Genomic DNA, 22,492 nt, shown 5'->3' on the forward strand with positions numbered 1-22,492 from the left:
CCACCCCCCAGGCCATGCGTTCGACAGGGGGAGAAAGTCATGCCAACTCCGGAGGCCGGACGCCCCATTGCGGGGCCACCAAGAAGGTAATGGGGGGGGCGGCACCCGGCCGCCGATGAGCGGGCCGAAGCCCGCCGCGACGCCGCCGACGAGGGTCAGCGCGATGCTGCCCTGGGTGATGAGCGAGGCGGTGGCGCGGAGCCTTAAATGGCACCTTCCCGAACGGGATCCGAGGATTTCGGGTGATCTGGATCATCGGCCTGACCGGCGGCTCGCAGCGCCGCCTCAACCCGGCGGTTGCTGGTCATGGTCGACGTGACGGCGGTCATGGTGAGGAGGAGGCCGGCGGCGGTGTAGAGCGGGGTGCGCACGTCGTAGGTGGTGGCCAGCCAGCCGCCGAGGAGGGCGCCGAACGGGGCGGCGCACATGCCGAGCATGCGGGAGGTGGAGGCGACCCGGCCCATCAGATGGGCGGGGACGATCGTCTGCCGGAGGGAGGGGGCGAGCACCATCGTGGCACCCACGCCCGCTCCGCAGACGGCGAGGGCGAGGCCGGCGACGTACGGGTTCGGAGCGGCGGCAAGGCCCAGGATGGCGAGGCCCTCGACTGCGGCCGTGCAGGTGAGCGCGGCGCCGGTGCCGAGTCGTCGGCCGAGGAAGGAGGCGATGCCCGCGCCGAGCAGACCGCCGGTGGCCTCCGCCGTGAGGAGCAGCCCGAAGCCGAAGGTGTCGATGCCGAGCCGGTCGTGGGCGAAGAGGGCGAGGACGGTCTCCATGGCGACGAAGGCGATGTTCCCGACCGCCGGACGCAGCGCGAGTCCGAGCAGCAACCGATCCCGGAATACGTACGAGGCGCCGGCCCGCGCCTGCCGCAGCAGCGACTCACGGGCCTGCGGTACGGGCCGGGGTACGGCAGGCAGCGACCGTACGAGCAGTGCGGAGAGCGCGAACGAGACCGCGTCGGCGAGCAGCGGAACCGCCCGCCCGAGCGCGAGCAGGGCACTGCCGGCGGGGGGTCCGGCGAAGCCGGAGGCGGCGGTCTGGGTGCCGCGCAGGCGGGAGTTGGCGCGCTCCAGGAGCGCGGGGTCGCGGCCGAGCAGATCCGGCAGATAGGCCGTGGCGGCCGTGTCGAAGAAGAGTCCGCCGAGGCTGAGCAGGAACGCGACGGCCGCGAGCAGGGGAATGCTCAGCACGTCGAGCGCGGCCGCTGCCGCCGGTATCGCGAGCAGCACCGCGCGGGCCGCGTCCGTGACCCACATCGTGCGCCGACGGTCCCAGCGGTCCACCAGCGCACCGCCGAGCACCCCGAAGAGCAGCCACGGCAGCGTTCCGGCGGCCGTGACGACGGCGAGCGCCATCGGATCCCGCGTCAACGTCAGCGCGAGCAGCGGCAACGCGGCATGCATGACCCCGTCACCGAGCGAGGACACCGTCTGCGCGGTCCACAGCCGTCCGAATCCGGACGGCAACTTCCCAATGTCTGTGGTCACTTGGCGCTCCCTTCGGCCTGCACGCGCCGCGCCGGGTGGAACAGTGCGAAGACGAGTGACGCGTCCGGCAGCGACGGGTCGGACAGTTCCCGGTACTCGTCGGCCAGTGCCTGCAGCCGCGCCCCCAGCTCCGCGAACTGCTCATCGGTGAGCCGCAGATGCGCCATCCGCACGTGCCGCTCGCCATCCGCCGGCGCTGCCTCCAGATCCGCCACCGCGTGCCGCATCAGCACATCCGGGCCTCCCTCGCCCGGATCCGGCAGCACGATCGCCCGCGCGGCCATCGCGTAGTACCGCTCGGTGACCCCGCGGACCTTCCGCGTTCGTACCACCTTCACCAGGCCGGCCCGTTCGAGGAGGCGTACGTGGTAGCTGGAACTCCCCTTCGCGAGGCCCACTCGCTCGGCGATCTGCGTGATCGTCGCGGGCTCGAAGCGGAGCACGGCCATGATCCGGTGACGCGTGAGATTGGAAACGGCGCGTAGCTGCTCGTCAGTGGTGACGTGGAACGTCTCGGGAAGATCATCGGTAGGCATGCCCCCAATGGTCAACACTTCTTGACCATTGGGCAAGGGGTTTTTGGTTCGGGCTTCCGGAATCGGCCGTTCACGAGCCCTTGAGTCGTCGGCACAGGACACGACGCATCGATGGCGGAGACGTCTCGCGGAGCGATCGAGCGCCTGCTCATTACCCCCGGGGTAATCGACCGCTCTCTCTTCCACCGGCAGGATCGAACGCATCGTCCGGCACCCGCCGGGATCACGACCGCAGCCGCGAGGAGAGCGCCATGTCCGCCGAGTCACCCGCCACCACGGCGAGTTCAGTCCCCACCGCGAGTTCCGTCGCCGAGGCCACCCGTGCCGTCGTGCACGAGTTCCTCGCCGCCCGGATGGCCGGGGACACCGGGCGGCTCGTCGGGCTCTTCGCCGACGAGGTCGACTGGCTGCTTGCCGAGAACCCCACCGTCCCGTGGATCCGCCCGCGGTCCACCGCCGCCGAATGCGCAGCCCAGTTCGCGGAGCTGATGGAGCACACCGTCCCCGAGGACGCGCACGCCTCCGTCGACACCTTCCTCGTCGACGGCACCGACGCCGTCCTGATGGGGCACCTGTCGGGGACCGTACGCGCGACGGGAAGGTCGTTCGAGGGCCCGTTCGCTGTGCACCTCACCGTCGAGGGCGGTCGGATCACCCGACACCACCTCTACGAGAACAGCCTGTCGATCGCCGAGGCCTGCGCCCCGTGAGGGCGCAGGCGGCCCTCCCCGCGTGGCGAACTCACGGGGGAGTGCGTGCGGGATCCGCGCGTTCGAACCGACGGTCCAACAGGCAGACGGCTTCTCAGGTTCCGGTGGAGAGTGCCACGTGGCGCCATTGGTCAAGTTCACGGCGCACCAGATCCAGCTTCGCCTCGACGCGCTCGATCGCGTCCGCGCCCAGCTGCAGGCGCAGCGGCGGCTCGGCGACCTCCGTGATGTCGGCGATGGCTTTCGCCGCCTTCACCGGATCGCCCGGCTGGCGGCCGTCGTTGCCGGCCAGTGCCTCGCGCACCGGCCCCGCGCCGGCGGCGTAGTCAGTGATGGAGGCCGGCTCGACCCGCATGCTCAGTTTGCTGAGGAAGTCAGTTCGAAACCCGCCCGGCTCCACGATCGTGACGCGGACACCGAGCGGGGCCAGCTCGCCGTGCAGCGCCTCGGAGATCCCCTCGACCGCGAACTTCGACGCGCCGTACAAACCCACCGCCGGCGCCGTGGCGAAGCCCCCCACGGAGCCGATGTTCAGGACGTGCCCGGAGCGCTGGGCGCGCAACGTCGGCAGAGTCGCCCGCAACGTGTTGAGCACGCCGAAGACGTTGACGTCGAACAGGTCCCGGACCGCTTTGTCGGAGGTCTCCTCGATCGCGCCCACGAGGCCGTAACCGGCGTTGTTGGCCACGATGTCGATCCGCCCGAATCTTGCCAGGCCGGCCTCCACCGCGGCTATCAACTGCTCTGGTTCGGTCACGTCCGCGTCCACCGCCAGCAGTCTTCCGTCCGGCTCTTGCGGGTACGCCCGGAGCACCGCTGACGCATCCCTCGCTGTGGCGATCACGCTGTGACCTCGGTCCAGCGCCTCCCGGGTGATTTCCGCCCCGAGCCCACGCGATGCCCCGGTGACAAACCAAACGCTCATGTTCTCCCCTGTTCCGATGGCCCGATGGCCCGATGGCCCGATGGGCCGACACCGCAACGCTAGAACCTAGAGTCGGGTCTAGATCAACAACTGTGTGGGAGGGACGCTCATGGACCTGAGCATCGGTGAGGTGGCACAACGCAGTGGGCTGAGCGTGCACGCGCTGCGCTTCTACGAGCGGGAGGGCCTGTTCGCCAACCCGGTGCGCCGCCTGTCCAACGGCCGCCGGATCTACCACGAAGAGGACCTGGAGTGGCTGGCCATCTGTACGAAGCTACGCTCCTCCGGCATGTCCCTGGCGATGATCCGGCAGTACATCGAGCTGGTCCGTCAGGGCCCGGGCAACGAGCACGAACGACTTGACCTGCTGCGCCGACACGAAAACCACGTGGAGACGCAGATCCGCGAGCTTCAGGACGCCCTGGACGTGATGCGGCACAAGGTGCGCATCTACGAGGACCATGTCGCCCGCGGTGAAGCCGACCGGCTGTGGAACCCGTCCCACCCGGATGCCGAACGGGCCGGCACTCACCAGGAGTGCCGTCCGCCGGAGGGCACGTGATCGTCCGATCGCGACCTGTGTGGCGTCGGCCGTTCGGCCAGGGCCACAGCCCACACGCGCAGCCTGTCCGAACAACACACACCTACGCCTTCTGTTGGGTCTCCCGGAAGATCAGAGCTGCACCGAGGGCTGCTTCGGCCGGAACGAAGATCTCCCCTCGGGCCGTCTCGCGCACGGGAAGTCCGTTCTTTGCAAGCAGCGCGCGCACCAGAGGGATGTCGGGGACGGCAACTGTGCAGGCGACGAGCGCCGGGAGTGTGGGCGGATCCTCACCCGGCAGCAAATCCGAGAGGTCGGCCTTGGTCAGGAGCGTGACCGGCCCCTCTGCGGAGATCGGCCGGCCCAGATACCGCTCGTAGCGCTCGCGAACCAGGGGGAGTTGGACACGAAGCCCGGTGACCTTGATGTTCCCGAGTCCGTGGGGAACATCGCAGATGGCAGCTGGTTTGATTGCCTTCGGTCAAGTCTGTCGTTTGTCAGTCGGAGGGGGACGCGGCGATGGCTGTGGTGGGGGCATGGGCGTTCGGGCTGGTCAACTGCATCCTGTATCAAGCGATGTACCGGGAGGGCGGCGCGGCGCTCGACGAGGAGCTGGTGCGCCGGTACGCGACGGCCATGCAGGTCGAACCGTTCTACGACCGGCCGATTGCCGAGCAGGTGGCGGCGCTGCGGGCGGTGCTGGCCACGGACACACCGTTGGCGAGCACGTTCGACCCGTACGACGGTCAAGAGCCATTCGGCGAAGCCGAGTTCCGCGCCTTCCTGTCCCGGCTGGCCGACGAGCTTGAATCCCACAGCCCCTGGCCGCTCGCCGCGAAGCGCCGCGGCGGCCGGCTGCGCCGATTCCTCCCCCGACGCCAAGCCCCGTCCTAGACGTCAACGTCGTCGTCGCCGTCCACGGCCTCGGCCCCTGCGACGCCGCGTCGCCGAGCGCGCAGACCGGGGGGCCCGCAGCGGCAAGGACCCCGCGGAGTCCGTGGCCCGCGCCGCCAGGTCCCCGGCGACGTGGGCAAGCGCACGGCGGCGGCCGCGGCCGCGGTGCCCGCGGGCCGCCGCCGGTGGATCAGCGCGCGTTGTGCTCCGGCAGGTCGGCCTCGGCCGGGGTCGCGACCGCGGAGGACGGGGCGTTCAGGACGGACGAGAAGCCGCGCGCGGTCGCCACAGCGGGCTTCTTGCCGCAGAACGCCGCTTCGAGGGTCCCGCCCAGGGCCGTGTTCGCCTGCCCCCGATTCGACGTGTTGGCCATGGCGGTCAGGCTGCGCTTGCCGTCGCGGGTGGTGAACGCGTAGGTGTAGAAGCCCTGCACGGTGCCCGTGTGCCCGTACACGGACGTGCCGCAGGAGAGGTCGTAGCGGCGCAGGCCCAGACCGTAGAAGCGGGTGTTGGTCGTGTCCGTCGGGGTCATCGTCAGCATCGCGTCCAACTGAGCGGTCGGCAGCAGCCGACCGCTCAGCAGCGCGGACATGAAGGTACTGAGGTCGGCCGGGTTCGAAATCATCGCGCCGGCGGACTGAGCCCAGGAAACCGTCTGCTCGGTGGAGTCGACCAGGGGTGCGCCGGCCTCGTCCGGGGTGAGGTAGCCGTGGACGTGCAGCCCCTTGATCTCCCTCCCGGGGTGTACGTACGAGGTGTTGCGCAGTCCGAGGCGCTTGATGATGCGGCGGTCGTACTCCTTGGCGATCGGGTGCCCGGTCACCTTCTCGATGAGCATGCCGACGACGACGAAATTGGCGTTCGAGTACTTGTATGACACGCCGGGCTCCGTCGTGCGCGGCTCGCCGAGCGAGAGCTTGACCAGCTCCTCGTAGCCGAACACCTTGTTGCGCACCGCCTCGAAGCCGGGCACGGTGTCGGCGAACATGGCGTCTGTGTAATCCGCCAGCCCGCTGCGGTGGGTGAGCAGGTGGCGCACGGTGATCCGGTCGTCGGGCAGCAGCCCGGGCAGGTAGTGGTTGACCGAGGTGTCCAGCTCGATCTTCTTCTCGGCGACGAGTTGCAGCAGCACGACGGTCGAGAACGTCTTGGTGACGCTGCCGATCCGGAAACGGGCCTTGGTGTCCATGGCGGCGCCGGTGGTCTTGTCGCGCACGCCCACCGTCTTGCCCTGCACGCCGTCCGGGCCGGTGAAACGGGCCATCGCGCCGGGGGCCCCGGCCGCGGTCGTGTTCGTCAACGCCTGGACCAGGGCCTCGAGGTCGGGCGCCGGCAGGGCCGGCGCCGAGGTCCGTGCGACACCCGGGGGGCCGCCGGCGCGCAGGCCGGGCGAGGCGTGGGCGGTGGTGGCCGGCCCCACCCCGGCGATCACGGCAAGCAGGGCGGCGCTGACGGCCATACGTCGGTTCATGGGCAGGAGCACGTGTCTTCCTCGACTCACTCGGTCCCGGACAACAAGGGTCCGCAGCCGCCGAGTCATCGGGGAAGATGGCTGGTTGGCAGCCGGAACGATCAAGAGCTTAGACCGTGTCCCCCGTGATGAGGCGGTAGTTGGGCCGGTCATGGGGAGGAGGAACACGCCCCCGTGAGTCTGCCCATCCAAGACAAGTGGGCAGGAGCGCCCGCGCCCCCGGGACGCACGCGACCCGCTCGGCAAGAACCCGCAGGCCTACACCGAGGTCGTCGAACCCGGTCGAGCGTGCGTGCTGCCGTCGCGCTCCTCAGGTACCCCCTGCGGGGGACGGGTCAGCCGGACGCGGCGGACAGGAGCACGTCCACGAGCCGGTCCGCGGCGTCCGGCCTCCCGTACGCACGAGCCCGCTCCGCCATCGCCGTCCGCCGGGCAGGATCGGTCAGGAGCGGGCCGATGGCGTTCTGCAGGGTCTGCGGGGTGACCTCGCCGAGCAGCGCGACTGCCGCCCCGGCGTCGGACAGGTGCTGGGCGTTGTGCGCCTGCTCGTTCCCGGCCGAGGTGGCGAGCGGTACGAACACGGCGGGCTTGCCCAGCGCGGTCAACTCGGCCAGGGTGCCGGCCCCACTGCGGGACAACACGACATCGGCCAGCGCCAGGACGTCGGGCAGCTCCGCCCCGACGAATCCGGTCAGGTGGTACCGGCCGGCGAGGGCCGGGCCCAGACCGGCGGCGGCGACACGCAGCTCGTCCACGTTCGCCGGGCCGCACTGGTGAATCACGTTCGCGTGGCCCAGGAGCCACGGGAGGACGTCCCGGACGACGCCGTTGATCTGCTGGGCACCCTGCGCCCCGCCGGTGACGTAGACCGTGGGCAGGCGCCGGTCGAACCCGGTGAGGTCCAGCGCGTGCACGGCCTTGTCGCCGTGACCGGTCAGGACCTCCGGGCGGACCGGGTTGCCCGTGACGACCGCGCGCTCCCGCACCTCGGCCGGCAGCAGCGCCAGCGAGGACTCCGAGGACACCGCGATCCGCGTGGCCGAACTCGCCAGCTTCCGGTTGGCGAGCCCCAACCGAACGGTCTGCTCGTGCAGGACGAGCGGCCGCCGGCACAGCCGCGCCGCAAGACCGGCGGGGACCGCGACGTACCCGCCCGTCGCGAGCACGACGTCCGGCTGGAACTCGGACACGATCGCCCGCGCCTGGGCCACACCGAGCGGCACCCGCGCCATGTCCTTCACGTTCGCTGCGGACAGCATCTTGAGCGGGTTCGCCGAGCGGCGGATCTTCCCCGTGGCGACCGTCTTGAACGCGATGCCCTCCGCCGGAGCGACACGCGCTTCCAGCCCATCGGCCGTCCCGATCCACAGGACGTCCAACGTTCTGCCCGAGGCCGCGAGACGGCCCTGCAGGGTACGGACCGCCGTCAGGGCCGGGTAGGTGTGACCGCCGGTCCCTCCGCCCGTCACGAGCAGTCGGAAGGAACGCGGGAGCGAGGAAACGTCCATGCGGGCAACCGTACTGCCTGCGGGAACCACGAGCCGTTCCGGGTCAGGCCCTGCCTGTCCGACGTCGACCGTGTCGTCAGCGGAGCTTGCCACCCCGACGGCATCACGGGTGGACAACACCCCCGTCGGCCAGGGCGCGGGCAGGGGTGGCTATCCGAGCCAGACGACGTCCAGGACGGACAGGTGGCGCAGGGGTCGGTTGATCCAGTAGATGACGGACAGCCGGCCGACGGAGGCGATGCGGACGTCCTCGCCCTCGGGGTCGCCGGTGTCCCATTGGCGGAAGCCCCACGGCCCGGCGGCCGCGGTGTCCAGGACGTCCCACACGGTCTCTTCGGCGTGATCGGGCAGGGCGGTCACGACCTTCGCGGCCTGCGGGGAGAGGCGGACCGCGTACGGCGGCTGTTCGGTCACCGGTGCCTTCTGCGGATCTGCTCCGGTTCCACGAACCCGGAGTCGTCGCGGCCGGAGGTGGCGAACGCGTCGACTGTCGGGGCGGAGACGAGGCGGGCCTGCCAGTCCTGGAGGACCTCGTACAGCGTGGCGAGGGAGTACGTCCGGCGGGACTCCTCCAGTGCGGCCGTCCACTCCTGTTCGAAGGCCGGCACCCATCGTGGGGCGCGGTGGTCGGCGTGCAGCTGCGCGAGCAGTTCGGCCGGGGCGCCGGGTGCGGGCGCGTACGTCGGGACGGGTGTGTGCTCGGGCTGGGCGCTCATGGGCTCCTCCTGCAGGCTCTCACCGCTACGGTAGCCGCCGCCACGGCGGCCGAGAGAGGACTTCGGCGTTCATACGTCTTCACCGGGCAGCGGGCAGTGTCTGGTTCGTGCCCTCTACGAACGACTGGACCGCCTCGCTGAGCTCGCGCGGCAAAGTCCGCCCGCAACGGCTGACCCCCGGCCCCGCCTGATCGTCGAGCGATCCAGGAGCCGTGCAGGAGCGCATCGAGGCGGCCGACCTACGGGTCCCCGGGATCACGAACGGTGCGTCGGCGGCCGGCCGCGGCAGACACTTCCTGATCTGCTCCAGACGCCGCCAGGCCTGGGCTCGGTCGCGGCTCAGGGCCTGGTGAGCAGGGGTTTGCGACTTGATGGTGGTGATGCCACAGTGGCGCACGTGCATGCACCCCGACGCGTCATACCGATGGTCTTCGCTCTGCTGACGGTCATGGCCGGTTGCTCGTCAGCTGGGCGCGGAGACCCGCAAGCGGTGTCCTCGGCCCCGACGCAGCCTTGCCAGTCGCCCTCGCCCCCGGCAGGCCCCGCCAAGAGCGACCCTCCCCAACTCAGCCTGCCCGTTGCCGAGCAGGTGACGACGCTCGGCAACGCGCTGACCATCAAGGGCCAGGCTCCCGGGGAGCAGGTGACCGTGGCGTTCCTGGAGGTCGTGGACCCCGCATGCGGGGTGGGAGGCGACTCTCGGCTCGACTCCGGGATGAAGTACGTGGGGCTGAAGCTCCGGCTGGTCAACTCCGGCCAGACGCAGTACGAGGACGCTCCGAGCAACTGTGTCTGGGGCTGGACGGATACCGGCCGGCAGGTGGGCTCGTACGTGTTCCCCACGATTTCCGCAGGGCCTGCCATCGCACCGAACGTCGAGCTCGAGCTCGCGCCAGGGCAGAGCGCCACGGGCTACGTGGTCATGGAGATTCCGGAGGATGCCCATCTCGCCCGGATCGAATTCACCCCGGACAGCAAGTTTTCAGGCGCGACCGGCGAGTGGAAGCTCGGCTGAGGCGGCGCTCACCTGCTCCGGGGAGTCTGTAACACGCCGACCGACCGCGGGTCGGTCGGCGGGAAGCGATCTCCAGTCGGCGTCTCGCACGCCCGGTCAGTCCCGCTCCGGCGGAAACCCGATGGTGGAGATCGGCCGCTTTACGGCCGGCTGGAGAACGCGCCGGGCTCAGCCGGCCGGTGCTGTCAGCGCCACCTCCGGCACCTTGTCCGCACCGTCGGGCTGCCCGCCGTTGCGGTCGGTGTTGGTCGTGGCCGGCCACAATGCGTTCTTACCGGGAACCTTCTCGACGGTGCGCAGCCGGCCGTACACGTCCTTGAAGTGCGCCACCGGGGTACCCAGCGTGGTCCCGCTGACGGGAACGCGCCACAGGCGCTTGCCGCGCAGCCCGCGCCGAACGCCTTCGGCCTCGAACTCGCCGGGGGCGGGGTCGCCGGTGATCGCGTAGGCCTGACACCGGCATCCGTCGAAGTCCTTCGCGCTGCGGACATCTGCGGCACGGTGCCTGCATCCAGTCGGTGCCGCGATACCGGTTGAAGCAGTCGGAGCGCTCCCAGATCCAGGCGAGCGTCCGGTCGCCGACATTCGGCGCGTTGAGCCCGGGCAGTGTCGCGGCCGCGGGTCGGCATGAAGGCCGCCCGGTTGCTCAGGGCCCAGCCGTAGAAGCACGCTACGAAGTCCGGCGTCGACGGGTCCCGCCGGCGGGGCGGCATCGAGACCTACCCCGCTGGTGACAGCTGTGTGTGCAGCCCCGCCGAGTCGGCGGCTTCGTTCGGCACCTACGTCTACTCCTACGGCCACCGCAATCCGCAGGGGCTGACCTGGGACGGGCAGGGCCACCTGTGGGCGTCCGAGACCGGTCCGACCGACGTGGATGAGCTCAACCTCATCGAACCTGGCAAGAACTACGGCCGGCCCACCTGCTCAGGTCCCTGCACCACCGAGGGCATGACGAACCCCCAGGCGTTCTGGCCGCGATCTTCCCGTTCCCGTGGGGCTCCGCCGGACGGCCTCACGGCCGGCGCGGGCGGCGGCGCGGGGGCTGAGGTCGGTCCCGGTGACATGGTGCCCGCGCAGCGCCAGGCCGATGGCCTGCGTGCCGATGCCGCAGGAGCAGTCGAGCACCGTCGCGCGATCCAGGCCGATCAGGGCATCCAAGGCCTCCCCCTGCCGGCGGATGCTCGCGTCCCAGTCCGAGTAGATCAGGTGGTAGTCGTCCGCGAGCTCATCGTAGAAGTGCGCCACAGGCATCTCAGGCATGGCCCGAGACTACTGACGCCCCGGAGGATCGCCAGCCTCCAACCGGCTTCCGCTTGACCTGAAGTGTGATTGAGCTTCTAGCGTGTTCTCCAGCCAGTTGATCACCTGACGGCGGGAGAAAAGCGCTCATGATCCTCGTAACCGGTGCCACCGGAAACATAGGCAGTGCACTGCTGAAGGAGCTGCACGCATGCGGTGCCGGGCCGCTGAGGGGGCTCACCCGTAATACCGCGCAGGCGACCTTCCCTGACGGGGTCGAGGCCATGGAGGGCGACTTCGCGGAGCCGGCGTCGTTGAAGCCCGCGCTGGAGGGGGTGCGTTCGCTCTTTCTTGTGTCGCGTTTGGGTTCGGACGCCGACATCCTCGAAGCCGCTCGGCAGGCGGGTGTGGAGCACGTGGTGCTGGTGTCGTCGATTACCGTCCAGACCCATCCGCACTTGGGCCCCGCCGGCGAGAACCTGGCGGTGGAGCGGCTGCTCAAGGAAAGCGGCATGGCCTGGACGATCCTGCGACCGACGCAGTTCGCCTCGAACGCCCTGATGTGGGCGGCTTCCATCCGCAAGCACGAGACCGTACGCGCGCCGTACGCGGACACCGCACTGCCGACCATCCACCCCGCGGACATCGCGTCGGTGGCACGGGTGGCGCTGACCGAGCCCGGCCATCAGGGGCGCACGTACGCCCTGACCGGCCCAGAGCCGGTGACCGCTCGGCAGCAGACCGAGACGATCGCGGCAGCGCTGGGTCGGGAGGTGCCCTTCGCCGAGATCAGCCGCCGGCAGGCCCGCGCACTGATGGCCGCGGTCTTCGGGGAGGAGGCCGCAGACGCGGTGCTCGACGTCACAGGGGGAGATGTCAACGACGAACTGCTGACGGTGCGTGACACGGTTTCACAGGTCACCGGAACCCCGGCCCGGCCGTTCCGGCAGTGGGCTTCAGAGAACGCCGCCGCCTTCCAGTGAATCGCCTGGGCCTCAGTGCGTTTTCGTCGGCTCTGTCGCGGGTGTGGACGGTCACGTGATTCCCCAGCTGCTCGTGGTGGGAACGCCTGGTGTGTCCCGGGTCAGTCGGCCGCACGCCGGCCGGCGCCGAGGAAGTGTGTGACGGAGGAGTCGAGGAGGTTGCCGAATTCTTCCGGGGTGGTGATCCGCGGGCATTCGGTGGTGACCTCGTTGTCGGTCAGTGCGTCGAGGTCTGCCCAGCCGCCCCGGTACAGGACGAGGCGCACTTCGGTCCAACCGTCGGCGCCCAGGATGCATAGGCCGATCGAATCCGGCACGGCGACCAGGACCCGGTCGGTCTCCAACCGCTGAGGCCAGAGAGCGGCCTCGTCCCGCCAGGTGATCGGGCGGGGGCTGAGTCCGGACGCGGTCCAGGCGGGAAGGCGCGCGGTGATCTCGGCGGCAGCTTGGTCGAGGTCGATGACGTGGTCCATGGAGCGATCTTCGCTTGGTGGAGCTCCACCGCGAAGTGCCGGCCGTGTCCTCGTGGCAGCCGTCACGGGTGAGGCACACGGTCAACGGCCACAAGATCTGTGCCAGAGCCCGTTCCGCTGTCGTCCATGTTGGCCCGCAAGCGCTCGCCGGGGATGAGGTCCCTGCCGACGACGAAGGCTCCGCGTCGCATCGGGAATACCTCAGGCCCGTCTCCGGTTCGAGAGTATGGTTGAATCCTAAACAATCTCGGGAAGGGGAGTCATGCAGTTCGGGATCTTCACAGTCGGTGACGTCACGGTTGATCCGACGACCGGGCGCGCGCCCAGCGAGCACGAGCGCATCAAGGCGATGCTCGCCATCGCGCAGAAGGCAGAGGAGGTCGGCCTCGACGTCTTCGCCACCGGCGAGCACCACAACCCGCCGTTCGTCCCCTCTTCGCCGACGACGATGCTCGGCTACATCGCCGCGCGCACCGAGTCGCTGATCCTCTCCACGTCGACGACGCTGATCACCACGAACGACCCGGTGAAGATCGCCGAGGACTTCGCGATGCTCCAGCACGTCGCGGACGGCCGTGTCGACGTCATGATGGGCCGCGGCAACACCGGTCCGGTCTACCCCTGGTTCGGCAAGGACATCCGCGACGGCATCGACCTCGCCGTCGAGAACTACGCGCTGCTGCGCCGGCTGTGGGACGAGGACGTCGTCACCTGGAAGGGTAAGTTCCGCACCCCGCTGCAGTCCTTCACGTCCACCCCACGCCCGTTGGACGGCGTCGCGCCGTTCGTGTGGCACGGCTCCATCCGCTCGCCCGAGATCGCCGAACAGGCCGCCTACTACGGCGACGGCTTCTTCCACAACAACATCTTCTGGCCGTCCGACCACACCAAGCAGATGGTGAACCTGTACCGGCAGCGCTACGCCCACTACGGGCACGGCACCCCCGAGCAGGCCATCGTCGGACTCGGTGGCCAGGTGTTCATGCGCAAGAACTCGCAGGACGCTGTGCGCGAGTTCCGTCCGTACTTCGACAACGCCCCGGTGTACGGCCACGGCCCCTCCCTGGAGGAATTCACCTCCCAGACGCCGCTGACCGTCGGCTCGCCGCAGCAGGTCATCGAGCGAACCCTGTCCTTCCGGGACTACGCCGGCGACTACCAGCGCCAGCTCTTCCTGATGGACCACGCAGGCCTGCCCCTGAAGACCGTCCTGGAGCAGCTCGACCTGCTCGGCGAGGAGGTCGTGCCGGTGCTGCGCAAGGAATTCGCGAACCTGCGCCCGGCCGGCGTGCCGGACGCACCGACGCACTCCGCCCGCGTGGCGGCGGCCCAGGGCACCACGAAGCAGGAGACACGGGCATGAAGCTCATCGTCGTCTCAGCCGGGCTGAGCTCGCCCTCCTCGACCCGCCTGCTCGCCGACCGCCTCACGGCAGCGACGCTCGGCCACGTGGACGCCGAGCCTGAAGTGATCGAACTGAGGGAACTGGCGACGGAGATCGCCCAGCACTTCGTCACCGGTTTCCCGCCCGCCCGACTGGCCGCCGCGCTCGACGCGGTGGCGGCCGCGGACGGCCTGATCGCCGTGACGCCGGTTTTCGCCGCGTCGTACAGCGGCCTGTTCAAGTCGTTCTTCGACGTCATCGACAAGGACGCCCTCACCGGGAAACCGGTCCTCATCGGTGCGACCGGCGGCACAGCCCGGCACTCTCTGGTCACCGAACACGCTCTGCGGCCCCTGTTCACTTACCTGCGTGCGCTCGTCCTGCCAACCGCCGTGTACGCGGCCTCGGAGGACTGGGGCGAGTCGGGGCTGGCGCAGCGGATCGCCCGTGCGGGAGCGGAGCTGGCGCGCCACATGGCACCCGCCGCCCCGAACGTCGACACCGCCGCCGCGATCGCACCCCGTTCGCTGACGGGGGCGATCACGTCGGTCGATCCGGCGGACGGCCTCGAGGTGGTGCCGTTCGAACAGCGGCTGGCTGCGCTGAGGGCCCGGTAGCCCGGCCGCTCATGGGAAGGCCGGCCGTGCCGATCGCTCCGCACGCGCTCCGGCAGCGGGCCGCCACCGCGGCGGCCGGCCGGTCCCGCGACGACTCCACCGGGCACAGCCAAGCGGCGAGCCACCCGGCCGGCGGGCCGTTCCTGGTCCTCGTCGCCGTACGCCTGGAACCCACACGCAGCCGGGTCTCCTTGCGATGCCGCTTGATCCGATCGGCCTGCCGGCCGTACGCCGCCCACGCCTTCGCCGGCACCTTCACCTGCTGAGCCACGCAGTCCACCGCGGCGGCCGGAACTTGCCGGCCGACCCCGGGAACCGGGCCGCCACCGCGAAGAACTTCGGGCCTGCTGAAGCGCGGGTCGCGTTGGCCCTGCCCGGAACCTCCGGGCGCAGGTGTCTTACGGAACCTCAGATTTGACTCAAATCCCTTATATGTAACGGAAGTTGCTCATTAGTGTTGTCTTCGAGGCTACGGACATCCTCGCAGAGGTCCTGGAGGTGGAGGGGTGACTACGAGAAGGCGCTCCACGTCAAGTTCGAGGCCGACAGGGCCGGCGGGGAATGGTTCGACCTGACCCCGGTCGAAGACCCGGCCGACATCGTCTTCAAGGCAGTCGAGGAACTCCGCCGGCCCGACCAGCAGCGCACCGCACAGGAGGCACCATGACGGATTACCGCGCGCATGCACTCGCTGTCTTTCGCGACACGCGCAACATTGACACCAGGGGGATCATCGCCGCGATTCTCCACCTCGCCGAGAGCGTCAACGACCGGTCCGAGGCCACGGCCGACACAGCGGCCCCGCCGGCCTGGCAGCATGCCGCCCTCACGTGGTTCAAGGACAGAGCACACACACATCAGCAGCCCGGCACCCTCACGCAGTGGCTCAACAGCTACGGCTTCAATGTCGACGTCGACACCGTTACCGCTCACCTGTGGGAACTGACCAGGGAAGGAATCCTTGAAGCCGGCACCAACGACTACCTGACGTTCATGGCCAGGTAGAGGCACAGCCCGCTTGTCCGGGACGCCGGTCAGCCGATCGGGGGCGGCATGCGACGATCCCCACACCGTGAACAGCCCGGTGATGCCGGGGCGCACGCCGACTTCCCCTTCCCCGAGCCGACCGGCGGTACGGACACCCGCAGTTGACCGGCATGAAGTAGTCGCCTGGCTCGTCGCCCACGAAATACCTGGCGGTTTTCCCGCCGCGGATCGGTCGCATGACGGCCGGGGTCCATCAGGTCGTCGCCGACCGACGATGCCCGAGGGCCGCCTGGTCCGCGTCGCGATCCCGGCCTCGCCGGCCTGGCCGGACATCGCGGCCGCGATGGGCAGCCGCGACTCCAGGGGGATCGACGTCGCCCGGATCCCCGCTCCCGTGCCGGGTGCCGCTCCGCCGTGGTGCTTGCCGCGCCGCCGGTGCGGGAGTCCGTCGATCCGTGGGCGCCGCCCGCGAGGGGGAAAGCGGGCCTCCTGGTCGACCCCGCAAGTGGCCGCTGTTGGCTGCCCGCAAGCAGAAGATCGACGAGAGCGACGGCGCCAAGGCCGCCGGCCGGCACCTGAACCGCCTGGCCATCGACACCTCCTGGAAGGAGGGTCCGGGCTCCGCCCGGGTGGGCCGCCTCGTGGAGGCGACCCTCCATTCCTTGACGGTGCCACCGTCGGCGCCCCTTCCCGGGTACGGGTCTCCCCGGCAGCGGCCCGCACCCGCCCCACCACCACGCCCACGGGGGCAGCGCCCGGTCAGAATGTTGCCCGGTGGCACCGCGAGCAGGGGCGGGTCGCTTCCCGAACCGGCGGAGATCGTTTCCCGCCCCGTCGGCCGGCCTTCTCCGCTGTCAGACCCGCGGGCGAGGATGGGCGGCATGACGAAGACCGGAGCGGACTACGCGTGGTTCGAGGACGACTGGCTGCTCCCTTGCAGGGCATAGCCGAAGTCGTCGACGCCGCCTTCGCCCGGTACGACCTTGAGGATGGTGCCCGCCAGTTGATCGGCATGACGACTGTCGGCGCCTGGACGCTGCTCATCGAGCCAAACGGCTACCTCGGGGTCACCGAAGAATGAGTCCTGCCGGCCTCCGCCGGGGCGAGCTGGGTCTCCCACTTCGTCAACGTCAACGCCTTCGATGCGCCCGTCTCCTTCGATTCCAGGGTCCGAGGCGGGCTCGACCACGCCCCCGAAAGGGGTACGGACGGCGACAGAGGGTGAGATTCGGGGCCTGCGGCGGTGAGCCGTCCCACAGGACCCAGGTCACATACGAACCGGGCTAGTAGTCCTTTACCGCCCCCTGTGCACCCCCTTTGCGCCGCCCGTCAGCTGCGGAAACCGCGACCCGGGCCCGAGGGGGTCGTTCCGCCCCGGCTGCGAGGGCCGCTAGTAAGCGGGCTCGTTGCCAGGGGGTGGGTGCGTCTGTAGAACTGGATGAGTCGCAGGGCGGCAGGGTGTTTCACCCGCCGCCGACGAACCCCTCTCCTTCGCGTGAGTGGCTCACGCATGTCTTCGGCATGCCCGCGACCGCCCTTGTCGCCTTCGGAAGGTCAATCCGTGTCCAACGCCGTCATCCGCCGCATCGCCGCCTCGAAGAAGACCCTCGCGGGTACCGTCCTCGCCCTGGGCGTCGCCGGTTCCATGCTTGCCGCGGTTCCCGCGCAGGCCGCCCCGATGAGCGCCAAGGCGATCGCGCAGCAGATGATCAAGGACCCGGCCCAGTTCGCCGCCTTCGACAAGATCATCTCGCACGAGAGCGGCTGGGACTACACCGCGACCAACGCTTCCTCCGGCGCGTACGGCCTGGTCCAGGCCCTGCCGGCGTCGAAGATGGCCTCCGCGGGCGCGGACTGGAAGACCAACCCGGCCACCCAGATCAAGTGGGGCCTGGACTACATGAACGAGCGCTACGGCAGCCCGGTCGAGGCCTGGAACTTCTGGTCCGCCAACCACTGGTACTGAGCCACCAACACCAGCAGCAGACGCACGAAAACGCTCGGCAGGGACCTCCCCGCCGGGCGTCTTTGCGTATGCGGTCCGGACGTACCGGGTCGGCGCAGCGAACCGGCCTCACCGGCAGGCCCGGGCGGGTGTGGACGGACCGCCCAGGGGCAGGCGAACGGTATGGCCGTGATTGTCGGCACCTCCGGGTGGCAGTACCAGGACTGGTCGGGCGTCTTCTACCCCCCGGACCGGCCGCAGCGCCTGTGGCTGGAAGAGTACGCGCTGCATTTCCGGACCGTGGAAAGCAACAACGCCTTCTATCGCCTGCCGTCGCCCGAAACGTTCGCCCAGTGGCGCGAGCGCACTCCGCCCGGCTTCCTGATGGCCGTGAAGGCGAGCCGATTCCTCACCCACATCAAGCGCCTGCGCGACCCGGCCGAACCGGTCCACAGGCTCATGGCGCACGCCGCCTCCCTCGCGGACCGGCTCGGCCCGGTCCTGCTGCAACTCCCGCCCACGCTGCGCGGCGACCCGGAGGCGCTCGACCGCTGCCTTGCCTGCTTCCCCGCCGGTGTTCGTGTTGCCGTCGAGCCCCGTCACGAGTCGTGGTGGAGCCCGGAGGTGCGATCGGTGCTGACCGAACGCGGCGCGGCCCTGTGCTGGGCGGACCGGGGATCGCGGCCCGTGACACCGCTCTGGCGCACCGCCGCCTGGGGCTACGTCCGCTTCCACGAGGGCCGCGCCCACCCCTGGCCGCGGTACGGCAGGACCGCCCTGCGTAGTTGGGCGGAACGGATCGCCGACACCTGGCCCGGCGACGCTGACGTGTTCGCCTACTTCAACAACGATGCCGGCGGAGCGGCCGTGACCGACGCACAGGCGTTCATCCGGCTCGTGGGAGCACCGCGGCCGGCTCGTCACCCCCACCCGTGACGGCAGCCCCGGTGCTCTGCGGCGTACGGCTACCCGTTGGCCACCATCGACGCCTCCGGGTGCGGTGACCGTCCCCGTTCCGCCGCCGACGAGCAGGCTCGCGCCGAGCTCCGCCGGGCGATGCAGGCCGGGGAGCCGGTCGATGGCGGTCCCGGATTGGCCGACCACCCCGGACGCCCTCCTTGCGCTGCCCGAGATCGGCGGCCGGGTCGGGTACTCGGGGTGTACCACCCTCGGCACCTGAACTTCCCCGACCTGCTCGTTGGCCCGCCGGCTCCAGGCGCGGGCGGAGCGCACTCGGTGTGATGAGTCGGTTACGCCACGCGTCTTCGGGAGACCTCCACATCGTGTGCGCGACGGGGTGATCGGTCCTCACAGTTTCTCAAGATGGCCGACTTTTCTCGTGTCGTTCGTGTGTGTTTGTCCTTTAGGTTCCATGAGGACGGCGGGTCGCCCGTATCTGTTACTCGATCTTGCGGAGAAGTTGCCGCTATTCGGTGAATGAAGCTGCACACCGGTCGTTCGACGTGTCCGTCTCTCCCTGAAGGGTGGTCAACCGGATTGGCTGGGCGGCCCGTTCGCGTGCTTTCATCTTGCCCGCCGCACCCCTTGCAGGAATGGTGGCCGAGTTTCTGGCTGCCGGGGTGCCGCACAATCCCCCCGACAAATGAAAGGTGCGCATCATGCGTAACGACATCGAGACCCGTGAGATCGCCGACGACGAGCTGGACGCTGTTTCCGGCGGCATCATCAGCGTGTCCGGCGGCCTGGCCGGCGCCGTGAGCAGCGATGTCAGCGACGTGGTGGGTCTCGTGGGCTCCCTCAACACCGTCCAGGCCGCGACCGGTCTCGTTTCCAATGTCCCTGGCCTGGTCTCCGGCATCACCGGCGTTTCGGTGAACACCGGTCGCGCCGGTCTCTGATCGGGATGACCCCATGAACCCGGAGCATCCCCCACGGCTCCGGGTTCATGGGTGCCCGCGTCGCCCGCGTTTCCCGCATGTCCGACCGAAACGAATGCAGTTGAAGGAATAGTCCGTGCAGTTTCGCCAAAAGGCTCTTTCCAAGCTGCAATCGCCCGAGGAACTCGATCTGCCCGTACGCTTCGCGCGCCCGCAGGGGCGGCTCGTACTGGCCGTCACCGTCCTCGTCATGGCCGCCGCGAGCTTCTGGGCCCTCACCGGCACCGTGTCCTCCCGGCTGACCGCACCCGGCATCCTCACCCACGCCGAAGGCAGTTACGTGCTGCAGAGTCCGGTCGCGGGACAGGTGACCGGCGTCCTCGCCGAGGAGGGCCGGCTTCTGCCCGCGGGCGCGCCCCTGCTCACCGTCCGTACCGACCAGGGTGACCGGACCGTACGCGCGGTGGCCGGAGGCCGGTTGACGACACTGGTCGCCAAAGTCGGTTCGGTCGTGACGACCGGCGCGGATGTGGCGACGGTCGAACGTGTGGAGAGCCTGGACGACCCCCTGGTGGCCATGCTGTACGTGCCGGGCGGCGCAGGCTCGACGATCCCGGTGGGCGCCCCGGTCGACCTGAGCGTCCAGTCGGTTCCCCAGCACCGGTTCGGCGTGCTCCGCGGCCGCGTCACAGCGGTCGGCCGCGCGCCCCAGACACAAGCGCAGATCAGCGGTTTCCTCGGCGACAGCGGGCTCGCCGGACAGTTCTCCCGGCACGGCAACCCGGTCGCGGTGCTCGTGGAGTTGGAGCGCTCCTCCGCCACCAAGTCCGGCTACCAGTGGTCCTCCGCCGACGGACCCCCGTACGCCGTCGACTCGATGACGCCGGTCACCGGAGCCGTCCACCTCGCCGCGCAGCGCCCCGTCGATTGGCTGCTGCCGTGACCGCGCCGCAGACGAGGGCACCGCTGCCGGCACCCCCACTGCCCCCCGCCGGGCGCAGGCGCCACCGCCCCGAGCCCAAGGGCGGCACGCGCCGCAGGCCCGCCCCCGCCCCCAAGGGCAGGACGCCCCGGACCGTACGCACCCCCACCGTGCTGCAGATGGAGGCGGTGGAGTGCGGGGCCGCCGCCCTGGCCATGGTGCTCGGCCACTACCGCCGCTTCGTCCCCCTCGAGGAGCTGCGCATCGCCTGCGGCGTCTCCCGCGACGGCTCGCGCGCCGGCAACCTGCTCAAGGCCGCCCGCGGTTACGGGCTGAAAGCCAAGGGCATGCAGATGGACCTGGCCGCGCTCGCCGAGGTGAGCGCCCCGGCCATCCTCTTCTGGGAGTTCAACCACTACGTCGTTTACGACGGCACGGGTCGCCGGCTCGGCCGCAAGGGCGTGTACGTCAACGACCCGGGCCATGGTCGTCGGTTCGTTCCCATGGACGACTTCGACAGCAGCTTCACCGGTGTCGTGCTCACCTTCGAGCCCGGCGACGGCTTCCGCCGCGGCGGCCGCAAACCGGGCGTCCTGGGCGCCCTGCCGGCCCGCCTGCGCGGCACCTCGGGCACCATGGCCGCCGCCGTGATCTCCAGCCTGCTGCTGGTGGCGGTAGGTGCGGCGGTGCCGGCACTGAGCCGCACGTACATCGACCTGTTCCTCATCGGGGAGCAGACGTCCCTGTTGGGCGTGCTGTTCGCGGCGATGGCCGTCACCCTGGTGCTCACCGCGACGCTCACCGCGCTGCAGCAGGCCAATCTGCTGCGCGGGCGGATCATCTCCTCCACCCTGGGCAGTGCCCGCTTCCTGCGGCACCTGCTCAGACTTCCGGTCACGTTCTACTCCCAGCGCAACCCCGCCGACCTGGTCCAGCGTCTCCAGTCCAACGACGCCGTCGCCGAGACCCTCGCGCGTGACCTGGCCGCCGCGGGCGTGGACGCCGCGGTGGTCGTGCTCTACGCGGTGCTGCTGTGGACGTACGACCCACAACTCACCCTCGTCGGCGTGGCTGTGGCGCTGCTCAACGTCGCGGCCATGCGGATCGTGATCCGCCTGCGGGCCACCGGCACGCAGAAGTTGCGGGCCGAAAGCGCCAGGCTGACGAACACGTCCTACAGCGGTCTCCAGCTCATCGAGACGATGAAGGCCACGGGCGGCGAGAACGGCTTCTTCCGCCGCTGGGCCGGACAGCACGCGGTCACGCTCGACGTGCAGCAGCGGCTCGGTGTGCCCAGCGCCTGGCTGGCGATCGTCGCGCCCACCCTGGCGGCGCTCAACAGCGCGCTGATCCTGATGATCGGCGGCCTGCGGGCCGTGGAAGGACACCTCTCCATCGGTCTCCTCGTCGCCTTCCAGGCCCTGGTGACCAGCTTCACCGCGCCCATCTCCCGGCTGGGCGGCGTCGCCGGACGGATCCAGGACTTCGCGGCCGACGTGGCCCGCCTCAAGGACGTCGAGAACTTTCCCGTCGACCCTGTCCACTCGCGGCACGAGCCCGCCGCCGGCACCCGCCGCCTCAAGGGTCATGTGCAGCTGGACCACGTCACCTTCGGCTACAGCCCGCTGGACGCCCCGCTGCTCAAGGACTTCTCGCTCTCGGTCGGCCCCGGACAGCAGGTCGCGCTCGTCGGAGGCTCCGGCAGCGGGAAGTCCACCGTCTCCCGGCTGATCTCCGGCCTCTACACCCCCTGGGAAGGGGCCATCCGCATCGACGGGATGCGGTTGGAGGACATCCCGCGCAGCACGCTGGCCGCCTCCGTTTCCTTCGTCGACCAGGACGTCTTCCTCTTCGAAGGAACCGTCCGCGACAACGTCACGTTGTGGGACCCCTCCATCCCGGACGACGCGGTCGTCGCCGCGCTGGAGGACGCCGCCGTCCACGACGTGGTCGCCCGTCGTCCCGGTGGCATCCACAGCCGTGTCGAGCAGGACGGCCGCAACTTCTCCGGGGGCCAGCGCCAGCGCCTGGAGATCGCCAGGGCGCTGGTGCGCCGCCCCAGCGTCATGGTCCTCGACGAGGTGACCAGCGCCCTGGACGCGGTGACCGAGCAGGTCATCATCGACAACCTACGCCGCCGCGGATGCGCTTGCGTGGTCATCGCCCACCGGCTGAGCACCGTGCGCGACAGCGACGAGATCGTGGTGCTCGACCGGGGCACGGTCGTGGAACGCGGGCGGCACGAGCACCTGGCCGCCTCTCAGGGCCCTTACGCCGAACTGGTCAGGGAGCACTGAA

Annotated in this window: 25 protein-coding genes and 3 pseudogenes; 18 read left to right on the forward strand and 10 right to left on the reverse strand. The window is 70.0% G+C overall.

Annotated elements, in window-relative coordinates; all coding sequences use genetic code 11:
- Positions 1–203: 203 nt before the first annotated feature.
- Both ACFV9H_RS09525 and ACFV9H_RS09530 read right to left on the reverse strand, forming a co-directional pair.
- Positions 204–1,469 (reverse strand): MFS transporter, encoded by a 1,266-nt coding sequence (locus tag ACFV9H_RS09525; RefSeq protein WP_385395952.1) that lies wholly within the window; start codon positions 1,467–1,469, stop codon positions 204–206.
- Positions 1,470–1,486: 17 nt separating this feature from the next.
- Positions 1,487–2,026 carry an ArsR/SmtB family transcription factor gene (locus ACFV9H_RS09530; RefSeq protein ID WP_385395654.1) on the reverse strand — a complete coding sequence of 180 codons (540 nt, stop codon included), beginning with the start codon at positions 2,024–2,026 and terminating at the stop codon, positions 1,487–1,489.
- Positions 2,027–2,277: 251 nt separating this feature from the next.
- On the opposite strand from ACFV9H_RS09530, the gene ACFV9H_RS09535 reads away from it, so the two are divergent.
- Positions 2,278–2,736 (forward strand): nuclear transport factor 2 family protein, encoded by a 459-nt coding sequence (locus tag ACFV9H_RS09535; protein WP_385395656.1) that lies wholly within the window; start codon positions 2,278–2,280, stop codon positions 2,734–2,736.
- 94 nt (positions 2,737–2,830) lie between these two features.
- Here the strand turns inward: ACFV9H_RS09535 and ACFV9H_RS09540 are convergent, their stop codons facing one another.
- Positions 2,831–3,661 (reverse strand): oxidoreductase, encoded by an 831-nt coding sequence (locus ACFV9H_RS09540; protein ID WP_385395659.1) that lies wholly within the window; start codon positions 3,659–3,661, stop codon positions 2,831–2,833.
- A gap of 109 nt (positions 3,662–3,770) precedes the next feature.
- Here ACFV9H_RS09540 and ACFV9H_RS09545 point away from each other — a divergent pair, with 109 nt between their 5' ends.
- Both ACFV9H_RS09545 and ACFV9H_RS09550 read left to right on the forward strand, forming a co-directional pair.
- A complete protein-coding gene (locus tag ACFV9H_RS09545; protein WP_385395662.1) occupies positions 3,771–4,223 on the forward strand; it encodes a MerR family transcriptional regulator in 453 nt (150 codons plus the stop codon).
- 498 nt (positions 4,224–4,721) lie between these two features.
- Positions 4,722–5,096: a hypothetical protein gene (locus tag ACFV9H_RS09550; protein ID WP_385395665.1), complete on the forward strand. Its 375-nt coding sequence runs from the start codon at positions 4,722–4,724 to the stop codon at positions 5,094–5,096.
- 190 nt (positions 5,097–5,286) lie between these two features.
- Here the strand turns inward: ACFV9H_RS09550 and ACFV9H_RS09555 are convergent, their stop codons facing one another.
- The 4 genes from ACFV9H_RS09555 to ACFV9H_RS09570 all read right to left on the reverse strand — a co-directional run bounded on the left by ACFV9H_RS09555 (position 5,287) and on the right by ACFV9H_RS09570 (position 8,791).
- On the reverse strand, positions 5,287–6,567 hold the full coding sequence (locus ACFV9H_RS09555) for a serine hydrolase domain-containing protein (RefSeq protein ID WP_385395668.1): 1,281 nt from the start codon (positions 6,565–6,567) through the stop codon (positions 5,287–5,289).
- 335 nt (positions 6,568–6,902) lie between these two features.
- A complete protein-coding gene (locus ACFV9H_RS09560; protein WP_385395671.1) occupies positions 6,903–8,075 on the reverse strand; it encodes a glycosyltransferase in 1,173 nt (390 codons plus the stop codon).
- Between the two features lie 150 nt (positions 8,076–8,225).
- On the reverse strand, positions 8,226–8,489 hold the full coding sequence (locus ACFV9H_RS09565) for a hypothetical protein (RefSeq protein ID WP_385395673.1): 264 nt from the start codon (positions 8,487–8,489) through the stop codon (positions 8,226–8,228).
- Positions 8,486–8,791 carry a DUF6247 family protein gene (locus ACFV9H_RS09570; protein ID WP_385395675.1) on the reverse strand — a complete coding sequence of 102 codons (306 nt, stop codon included), beginning with the start codon at positions 8,789–8,791 and terminating at the stop codon, positions 8,486–8,488. Before ACFV9H_RS09570 ends, ACFV9H_RS09565 begins: the two co-directional genes overlap by 4 nt.
- A 397-nt stretch (positions 8,792–9,188) precedes the next feature.
- Between ACFV9H_RS09570 and ACFV9H_RS09575 the strand changes: the two genes are divergently transcribed.
- The gene (locus tag ACFV9H_RS09575; protein WP_385395677.1) at positions 9,189–9,806 is read left to right on the forward strand and encodes a hypothetical protein; all 618 of its coding nucleotides are present in this window, start codon (positions 9,189–9,191) and stop codon (positions 9,804–9,806) included.
- 168 nt (positions 9,807–9,974) lie between these two features.
- On the opposite strand, the gene ACFV9H_RS09580 is transcribed toward ACFV9H_RS09575, so the two are convergent.
- Positions 9,975–10,136, reverse strand: coding sequence for a hypothetical protein (locus ACFV9H_RS09580; RefSeq protein ID WP_385395679.1), 162 nt, complete (start codon positions 10,134–10,136; stop codon positions 9,975–9,977).
- Between the two features lie 411 nt (positions 10,137–10,547).
- Here ACFV9H_RS09580 and ACFV9H_RS09585 point away from each other — a divergent pair.
- A pseudogene (locus ACFV9H_RS09585) lies at positions 10,548–10,724 on the forward strand (PQQ-dependent sugar dehydrogenase); the annotation flags it as partial.
- A gap of 81 nt (positions 10,725–10,805) precedes the next feature.
- On the opposite strand, the pseudogene ACFV9H_RS09590 reads toward ACFV9H_RS09585, so the two are convergent.
- Positions 10,806–11,066 (reverse strand): annotated as a pseudogene (locus tag ACFV9H_RS09590) (methyltransferase domain-containing protein); the annotation flags it as partial.
- Between the two features lie 128 nt (positions 11,067–11,194).
- Between ACFV9H_RS09590 and ACFV9H_RS09595 the strand changes: the two are divergent.
- Positions 11,195–12,028: an NAD(P)H-binding protein gene (locus ACFV9H_RS09595; RefSeq protein WP_385395682.1), complete on the forward strand. Its 834-nt coding sequence runs from the start codon at positions 11,195–11,197 to the stop codon at positions 12,026–12,028.
- Between the two features lie 101 nt (positions 12,029–12,129).
- Here ACFV9H_RS09595 and ACFV9H_RS09600 read toward each other — a convergent pair whose 3' ends face one another.
- A complete protein-coding gene (locus ACFV9H_RS09600) occupies positions 12,130–12,501 on the reverse strand; it encodes a hypothetical protein (RefSeq protein ID WP_385395685.1) in 372 nt (123 codons plus the stop codon).
- Positions 12,502–12,763: 262 nt separating this feature from the next.
- Between ACFV9H_RS09600 and ACFV9H_RS09605 the strand changes: the two genes are divergently transcribed.
- From ACFV9H_RS09605 to ACFV9H_RS09660, 12 genes and pseudogenes are all read left to right on the forward strand, one after another.
- Entirely contained in the window at positions 12,764–13,864 is a 1,101-nt protein-coding gene (locus ACFV9H_RS09605; protein ID WP_385395687.1) for an LLM class flavin-dependent oxidoreductase, read from the forward strand.
- Positions 13,861–14,502 (forward strand): CE1759 family FMN reductase, encoded by a 642-nt coding sequence (locus tag ACFV9H_RS09610; RefSeq protein WP_385395689.1) that lies wholly within the window; start codon positions 13,861–13,863, stop codon positions 14,500–14,502. Before ACFV9H_RS09605 ends, ACFV9H_RS09610 begins: the two co-directional genes overlap by 4 nt.
- Positions 14,503–14,528: 26 nt before the next feature.
- Entirely contained in the window at positions 14,529–14,768 is a 240-nt protein-coding gene (locus ACFV9H_RS09615) for a hypothetical protein (protein WP_385395692.1), read from the forward strand.
- A gap of 188 nt (positions 14,769–14,956) precedes the next feature.
- The gene (locus ACFV9H_RS09620) at positions 14,957–15,169 is read left to right on the forward strand and encodes a hypothetical protein (RefSeq protein WP_385395694.1); all 213 of its coding nucleotides are present in this window, start codon (positions 14,957–14,959) and stop codon (positions 15,167–15,169) included.
- Positions 15,166–15,507: a hypothetical protein gene (locus ACFV9H_RS09625; RefSeq protein ID WP_385395696.1), complete on the forward strand. Its 342-nt coding sequence runs from the start codon at positions 15,166–15,168 to the stop codon at positions 15,505–15,507. Before ACFV9H_RS09620 ends, ACFV9H_RS09625 begins: the two co-directional genes overlap by 4 nt.
- 916 nt (positions 15,508–16,423) lie before the next feature.
- Positions 16,424–16,570: a DUF6461 domain-containing protein gene (locus tag ACFV9H_RS09630; RefSeq protein ID WP_385395698.1), complete on the forward strand. Its 147-nt coding sequence runs from the start codon at positions 16,424–16,426 to the stop codon at positions 16,568–16,570.
- Between the two features lie 429 nt (positions 16,571–16,999).
- Positions 17,000–17,455, forward strand: coding sequence for a transglycosylase SLT domain-containing protein (locus tag ACFV9H_RS09635; protein WP_385395700.1), 456 nt, complete (start codon positions 17,000–17,002; stop codon positions 17,453–17,455).
- A gap of 162 nt (positions 17,456–17,617) precedes the next feature.
- Positions 17,618–18,370 (forward strand): DUF72 domain-containing protein, encoded by a 753-nt coding sequence (locus ACFV9H_RS09640; protein WP_385395702.1) that lies wholly within the window; start codon positions 17,618–17,620, stop codon positions 18,368–18,370.
- Between the two features lie 9 nt (positions 18,371–18,379).
- A pseudogene (locus ACFV9H_RS09645) lies at positions 18,380–18,608 on the forward strand (alpha/beta hydrolase); the annotation flags it as partial.
- Positions 18,609–19,053: 445 nt separating this feature from the next.
- Entirely contained in the window at positions 19,054–19,293 is a 240-nt protein-coding gene (locus ACFV9H_RS09650; RefSeq protein WP_385395705.1) for a hypothetical protein, read from the forward strand.
- 115 nt (positions 19,294–19,408) lie between these two features.
- On the forward strand, positions 19,409–20,215 hold the full coding sequence (locus ACFV9H_RS09655) for an HlyD family efflux transporter periplasmic adaptor subunit (RefSeq protein ID WP_385395707.1): 807 nt from the start codon (positions 19,409–19,411) through the stop codon (positions 20,213–20,215).
- Positions 20,212–22,491, forward strand: coding sequence for an NHLP family bacteriocin export ABC transporter peptidase/permease/ATPase subunit (locus ACFV9H_RS09660; RefSeq protein ID WP_385395709.1), 2,280 nt, complete (start codon positions 20,212–20,214; stop codon positions 22,489–22,491). The genes ACFV9H_RS09655 and ACFV9H_RS09660 overlap by 4 nt, the downstream gene beginning before the upstream one ends.
- Position 22,492: the final 1 nt, after the last annotated feature.

Source organism: Streptomyces sp. NPDC059874, from assembly GCF_042731135.1.
In the GTDB taxonomy this organism is placed as follows: Bacteria; Actinomycetota; Actinomycetes; order Streptomycetales; family Streptomycetaceae; genus Streptomyces.

Coding starts and splice junctions, on each gene's coding strand:
- ACFV9H_RS09540 (WP_385395659.1), bottom strand. CDS start 3,661: ATGAGCGTTTGGTTTGTCACCGGGGCATCGCGTGGGCTCGGGGCGGAA.
- ACFV9H_RS09610 (WP_385395689.1), top strand. CDS start 13,861: ATGAAGCTCATCGTCGTCTCAGCCGGGCTGAGCTCGCCCTCCTCGACC.
- ACFV9H_RS09560 (WP_385395671.1), bottom strand. CDS start 8,075: ATGGACGTTTCCTCGCTCCCGCGTTCCTTCCGACTGCTCGTGACGGGC.
- ACFV9H_RS09635 (WP_385395700.1), top strand. CDS start 17,000: ATGTCTTCGGCATGCCCGCGACCGCCCTTGTCGCCTTCGGAAGGTCAA.
- ACFV9H_RS09650 (WP_385395705.1), top strand. CDS start 19,054: ATGCGTAACGACATCGAGACCCGTGAGATCGCCGACGACGAGCTGGAC.
- ACFV9H_RS09600 (WP_385395685.1), bottom strand. CDS start 12,501: ATGGACCACGTCATCGACCTCGACCAAGCTGCCGCCGAGATCACCGCG.
- ACFV9H_RS09570 (WP_385395675.1), bottom strand. CDS start 8,791: ATGAGCGCCCAGCCCGAGCACACACCCGTCCCGACGTACGCGCCCGCA.
- ACFV9H_RS09545 (WP_385395662.1), top strand. CDS start 3,771: ATGGACCTGAGCATCGGTGAGGTGGCACAACGCAGTGGGCTGAGCGTG.
- ACFV9H_RS09550 (WP_385395665.1), top strand. CDS start 4,722: ATGGCTGTGGTGGGGGCATGGGCGTTCGGGCTGGTCAACTGCATCCTG.
- ACFV9H_RS09625 (WP_385395696.1), top strand. CDS start 15,166: ATGACGGATTACCGCGCGCATGCACTCGCTGTCTTTCGCGACACGCGC.
- ACFV9H_RS09640 (WP_385395702.1), top strand. CDS start 17,618: ATGGCCGTGATTGTCGGCACCTCCGGGTGGCAGTACCAGGACTGGTCG.
- ACFV9H_RS09535 (WP_385395656.1), top strand. CDS start 2,278: ATGTCCGCCGAGTCACCCGCCACCACGGCGAGTTCAGTCCCCACCGCG.
- ACFV9H_RS09530 (WP_385395654.1), bottom strand. CDS start 2,026: ATGCCTACCGATGATCTTCCCGAGACGTTCCACGTCACCACTGACGAG.
- ACFV9H_RS09555 (WP_385395668.1), bottom strand. CDS start 6,567: ATGAACCGACGTATGGCCGTCAGCGCCGCCCTGCTTGCCGTGATCGCC.
- ACFV9H_RS09605 (WP_385395687.1), top strand. CDS start 12,764: ATGCAGTTCGGGATCTTCACAGTCGGTGACGTCACGGTTGATCCGACG.
- ACFV9H_RS09595 (WP_385395682.1), top strand. CDS start 11,195: ATGATCCTCGTAACCGGTGCCACCGGAAACATAGGCAGTGCACTGCTG.